Annotated in this window: 5 protein-coding genes and 1 pseudogene; 5 read left to right on the forward strand and 1 reads right to left on the reverse strand. The window is 39.7% G+C overall.

Annotated features, from left to right (window positions below; translation table 11 throughout):
* Positions 1-96, forward strand: a 96-nt coding sequence (locus QM818_RS08890) for an IS3 family transposase (protein ID WP_195327149.1), incomplete at its 5' end; no start/stop codon positions are given.
* 59 nt (positions 97-155) lie between these two features.
* On the opposite strand, the gene QM818_RS08895 is transcribed toward QM818_RS08890, so the two are convergent.
* Positions 156-500 (reverse strand): lipopolysaccharide assembly protein LapA domain-containing protein, encoded by a 345-nt coding sequence (locus QM818_RS08895; protein ID WP_000913393.1) that lies wholly within the window; start codon positions 498-500, stop codon positions 156-158.
* 326 nt (positions 501-826) lie between these two features.
* Between QM818_RS08895 and QM818_RS08900 the strand changes: the two genes are divergently transcribed.
* From QM818_RS08900 to QM818_RS08915, 4 genes and pseudogenes are all read left to right on the forward strand, one after another.
* Positions 827-1,087: a SemiSWEET family transporter gene (locus tag QM818_RS08900; RefSeq protein ID WP_001291472.1), complete on the forward strand. Its 261-nt coding sequence runs from the start codon at positions 827-829 to the stop codon at positions 1,085-1,087.
* 208 nt (positions 1,088-1,295) lie between these two features.
* A complete protein-coding gene (locus tag QM818_RS08905; protein WP_000136868.1) occupies positions 1,296-2,735 on the forward strand; it encodes a 6-phospho-beta-glucosidase in 1,440 nt (479 codons plus the stop codon).
* A 120-nt stretch (positions 2,736-2,855) separates the two neighbouring features.
* Complete coding sequence (gene manA / locus QM818_RS08910; protein ID WP_001294313.1) at positions 2,856-3,800, forward strand: mannose-6-phosphate isomerase, class I; 945 nt, start codon at positions 2,856-2,858, stop codon at positions 3,798-3,800.
* A 76-nt stretch (positions 3,801-3,876) separates the two neighbouring features.
* A pseudogene (locus tag QM818_RS08915) lies at positions 3,877-3,948 on the forward strand (transposase); the annotation flags it as partial.

Genomic DNA, 3,948 nt, shown 5'->3' on the forward strand with positions numbered 1-3,948 from the left:
ATTGTAGACTATATTGATTACTACAACAATAAACGAATTAAGGTAAAACTAAAAGGACTCAGTCCTGTGCAATACAGAACTAAATCCTTCGCATAAATTAATTGTCTAACTTTTTGGGGTCAGTACATTTTCACGGGTGGTTATGATTTCTACACTTATTGTTTGGCTTCCTGTTTTAATTGTTGCACCTGTTCCTCGTACTGGACAAGCTCCCTGTCTTTTATATTGATAGTCGCTTCTGCTTCAGCAATGCGGCTTCTCAGATCTTGAGTCTTGTTATGGTGATAGCTAATACCAATAGCACTACCAGCAATGATCCCGATTACTAGACAAGTAAAAATCACCAAAATCAAGGGAGCAGATAGTTGTGTAAAGACAAGACTGACAGTTACTGTTTGACGATTGAGTAGACCAAATGAGATCACAATGACTAATAAGCTCAAACCGCCAATTAGATAAGCCTTATCTTTCAGTGACAATTCATTAAATTTTTTTAGCATAAGTTCCTTTTCTCCTGACTATGTTGATAGAAAACTACACACCATTTAGGTATTAACAAAATTCATTTTACTAGAAAATTTCGATACTGTCAATAATTTCTAACGGCTTATTTACCATCAATCAATCGATTCATTGAAAAGGAGTATTCATTTTCTAATATTTGATTGAGTAAACAGAACGGAGCAATTCGGTCTTTTTTCTGTTCCCTCTTTCTTATAACAAGATTGTGATAGTTTATATCTTTATAACAAAAGTTTTAAAGACTTGATTGTTTTGAAAGAATATTTTAAAATAAGATTCAGTAAAAATGAAAGAGGTTTTGAAAATGTCTGAAAAACAAATGAAAATTTTAGGTTGGGTAGCGACCTTTATGTCTGTTATGATGTATGTGTCTTACTTCCCACAAATCATGAACAATCTGGCTGGTCAAAAAGGAAATTTCATCCAGCCCTTGGTTGCTGCCATCAACTGTAGTCTCTGGGTTTACTACGGTCTTTTCAAAAAAGAAAGAGATATCCCCCTTGCAGCAGCTAATGCACCAGGTATTATTTTTGGCCTAGTGACGGTTATTACAGCTTTGATTTAAAAGGAACAGAGGAGACTAGTTTTCAGTCTTCTTTTTTGTTTCAGGGGAGGCTATTTACTTTTTCTAGAGGATAATTTTTTAAAAAACAATCTGATAAACTTAAATAGTAGAATAGTATCAGTATGTCACAGTATTTTATAAGAAAAGGTTTACAGAATAAGTTATAATATAAGTAAATGAACAAGCAAATAAGAAAGTGAGTAGAGTTATGACCGAAAAACTGACTTTTCCGGATGGTTTCTTGTGGGGCGGAGCGACAGCTGCCAACCAGTGTGAGGGTGCTTATAATTTAGAAGGTCGTGGATTGGCGAATGTGGATGTCGTCCCCATCGGTCCAGATCGTGAAGCCATTATCACAGGTCAGAAAAAGATGTTTTCGTTTGAGGAGGGCTATTTTTACCCAGCCAAGCAAGCTATTGATATGTACCATCATTACAAGGAAGATATTGCCCTTTTTGCGGAAATGGGCTTTAAGACTTATCGTCTATCCATTGCTTGGACTCGGATTTTTCCTAAGGGCGACGAAACAGTGCCAAATGAAGCTGGTCTAGCCTTTTATGAGGATTTATTTAAGGAGTGCCACAAGTATGGTATCCAACCTCTGGTGACTATCACTCATTTCGACTGTCCTATGCACTTGATTACAGAGTACGGTGGTTGGCGCAATCGTCGGATGTTAGACTTCTATGAAAAACTTTGTCGCACACTCTTTACCCGCTATAAGGGTTTGGTCAAATATTGGCTTACCTTCAACGAAATCAACATGATTCTCCATGCCCCCTTTATGGGAGCTGGGCTCTGTTTTGAAGAAGGAGAAAATCAAGAACTGGTTAAATATCAGGCTGCACACTATGAGTTGGTAGCTTCAGCTCTTGCGACAAAGATTGCCCACGAAATTGACCCAGAAAATAAGGTGGGATGTATGTTGGCTGCAGGGCAATACTATCCTAACACAGCCCATCCAAGAGACTACTGGGCAGCCATGGAGGAAGACCGCAAGAGTTACTTCTTCATTGATGTTCAAGCGCGTGGGGAATACCCAAACTACGCCAAGAAGCAGTGGGAGCGTGAGCGAATCGAGATTCAAATGACTGCAGAAGATTTAGAGTTGTTGAAGGACAATACTGTTGACTTTGTTTCCTTCTCTTACTATGCAAGTCTAGTAGCCTCAGGTGATCCAGAAGTTAAAGAATTAACTGCTGGAAATATCTTTGCCTCTCTCAAAAATCCTTATCTTGAATCCTCAGAATGGGGATGGCAGATTGACCCACTTGGTCTTCGTATCACCCTCAATGCTATCTGGGATCGTTACCAAAAGCCAATGTTCATCGTGGAAAACGGTCTAGGTGCTATGGATACACCGGATGAGAATGGTCATGTAGCAGATGACTATCGGATTGCTTACTTAGAGGCTCATATCAAGGCCATGCGAGATGCCATTTACCAAGATGGCGTTGACTTGCTTGGTTATACGACTTGGGGCTGTATCGATCTGGTTTCAGCTGGAACAGGCGAAATGAACAAGCGCTATGGCTTTATCTATGTAGATCGAGATAATGCTGGTCATGGAAGCCTCAAACGTAGCAAGAAGAAATCCTTCTACTGGTACAAGGATGTCATTGCCAGCAATGGTGCAAGCATTGAGTAGAGCACATTTGTTCACTATTTTTATAAAATCTTCTCCCTACTTTATAATATGTGAAAAAGAGTTCAATTAGATGGAGCTTTTTGCTATAATGAGGGGAGAAAAATCAGACAGGAGATCGACATGTCAGAACCATTATTTTTACAATCAGTTATGCAAGAAAAAATCTGGGGTGGAACCAAGCTACGTGATGAGTTTGGTTACGACATCCCAAGTGAAAAAATCGGAGAATATTGGGCCATCTCAGCTCATCCAAATGGAGTCTCTAAAGTTTCCAATGGTCGTTACGAGGGAACAGACCTAGCTACTTTGTATGCAGAACACCGTGAATTGTTTGGCAATCGTCCAGAACCTGTATTTCCGCTTTTGACTAAGATTCTGGATGCCAACGACTGGCTCAGCGTCCAAGTTCACCCAGATGATGCTTATGGACTGGAGCATGAAGGCGAACTTGGAAAAACAGAATGCTGGTACATTATCGCAGCGGATGAAGGTTCAGAGATTATCTACGGTCACAATGCTAAGTCAAAAGAAGAACTCCGCCAGCAAATCGAGGATAAAAACTGGGAGGACTTGCTGACAAAAGTTCCTGTTAAGGCTGGAGATTTCTTCTATGTGCCAAGTGGCACCATGCATGCTATCGGGGCAGGCATCTTGATTCTTGAAACCCAACAGTCTAGTGATACAACTTACCGCGTCTATGACTTTGACCGTAAGGATGATAATGGCAACTTGCGTGAACTTCACCTTGAAAAATCTATCGATGTTTTGAACATTGGAGAGCCTGCCAATAGCCGTCCTGTAACTGTTAAAGCAGATGATTTGCGTTCCACTCTCCTTGTATCTAATGATTTCTTTGTAGTTTACAAGTGGGAAATCACTGGAAAAGTTGATTTTGAGAAGACAGCTGATTACACCTTATTCAGTGTCTTAGCTGGTCAAGGTCAGCTAACTGTTGACGGAAAAAACTATCCAATCCAAAAAGGCAGCCACTTTATCCTACCAAGTGATGTTGAAGCTTGGATTCTGGAAGGGCAAGGTTTGGAATTGATTGTTAGTCATCCATAAAAAAGAAAGGGCCTGAGTTCATGTACTGCACCCCAAAAGTTAGACAGAAAAAATCTAACTTTTGGGGTGTTTTATTATGAAATTGAGTTATGATGATAAAGTTCAGATCTATGAACTTAGAAAACAAGGATATAGCTTAGAGAAGCTT

Origin of the sequence: Streptococcus mitis (assembly GCF_047464035.1) — a bacterium.
GTDB lineage: Bacteria > Bacillota > Bacilli > Lactobacillales > Streptococcaceae > Streptococcus > Streptococcus mitis_DX.

Excerpts from the sequence above, each read along its gene's own strand:
- QM818_RS08895 (WP_000913393.1), bottom strand. The coding sequence starts at position 500 with ATGCTAAAAAAATTTAATGAATTGTCACTGAAAGATAAGGCTTATCTA.
- QM818_RS08900 (WP_001291472.1), top strand. The coding sequence starts at position 827 with ATGTCTGAAAAACAAATGAAAATTTTAGGTTGGGTAGCGACCTTTATG.
- QM818_RS08905 (WP_000136868.1), top strand. The coding sequence starts at position 1,296 with ATGACCGAAAAACTGACTTTTCCGGATGGTTTCTTGTGGGGCGGAGCG.
- manA (WP_001294313.1), top strand. The coding sequence starts at position 2,856 with ATGTCAGAACCATTATTTTTACAATCAGTTATGCAAGAAAAAATCTGG.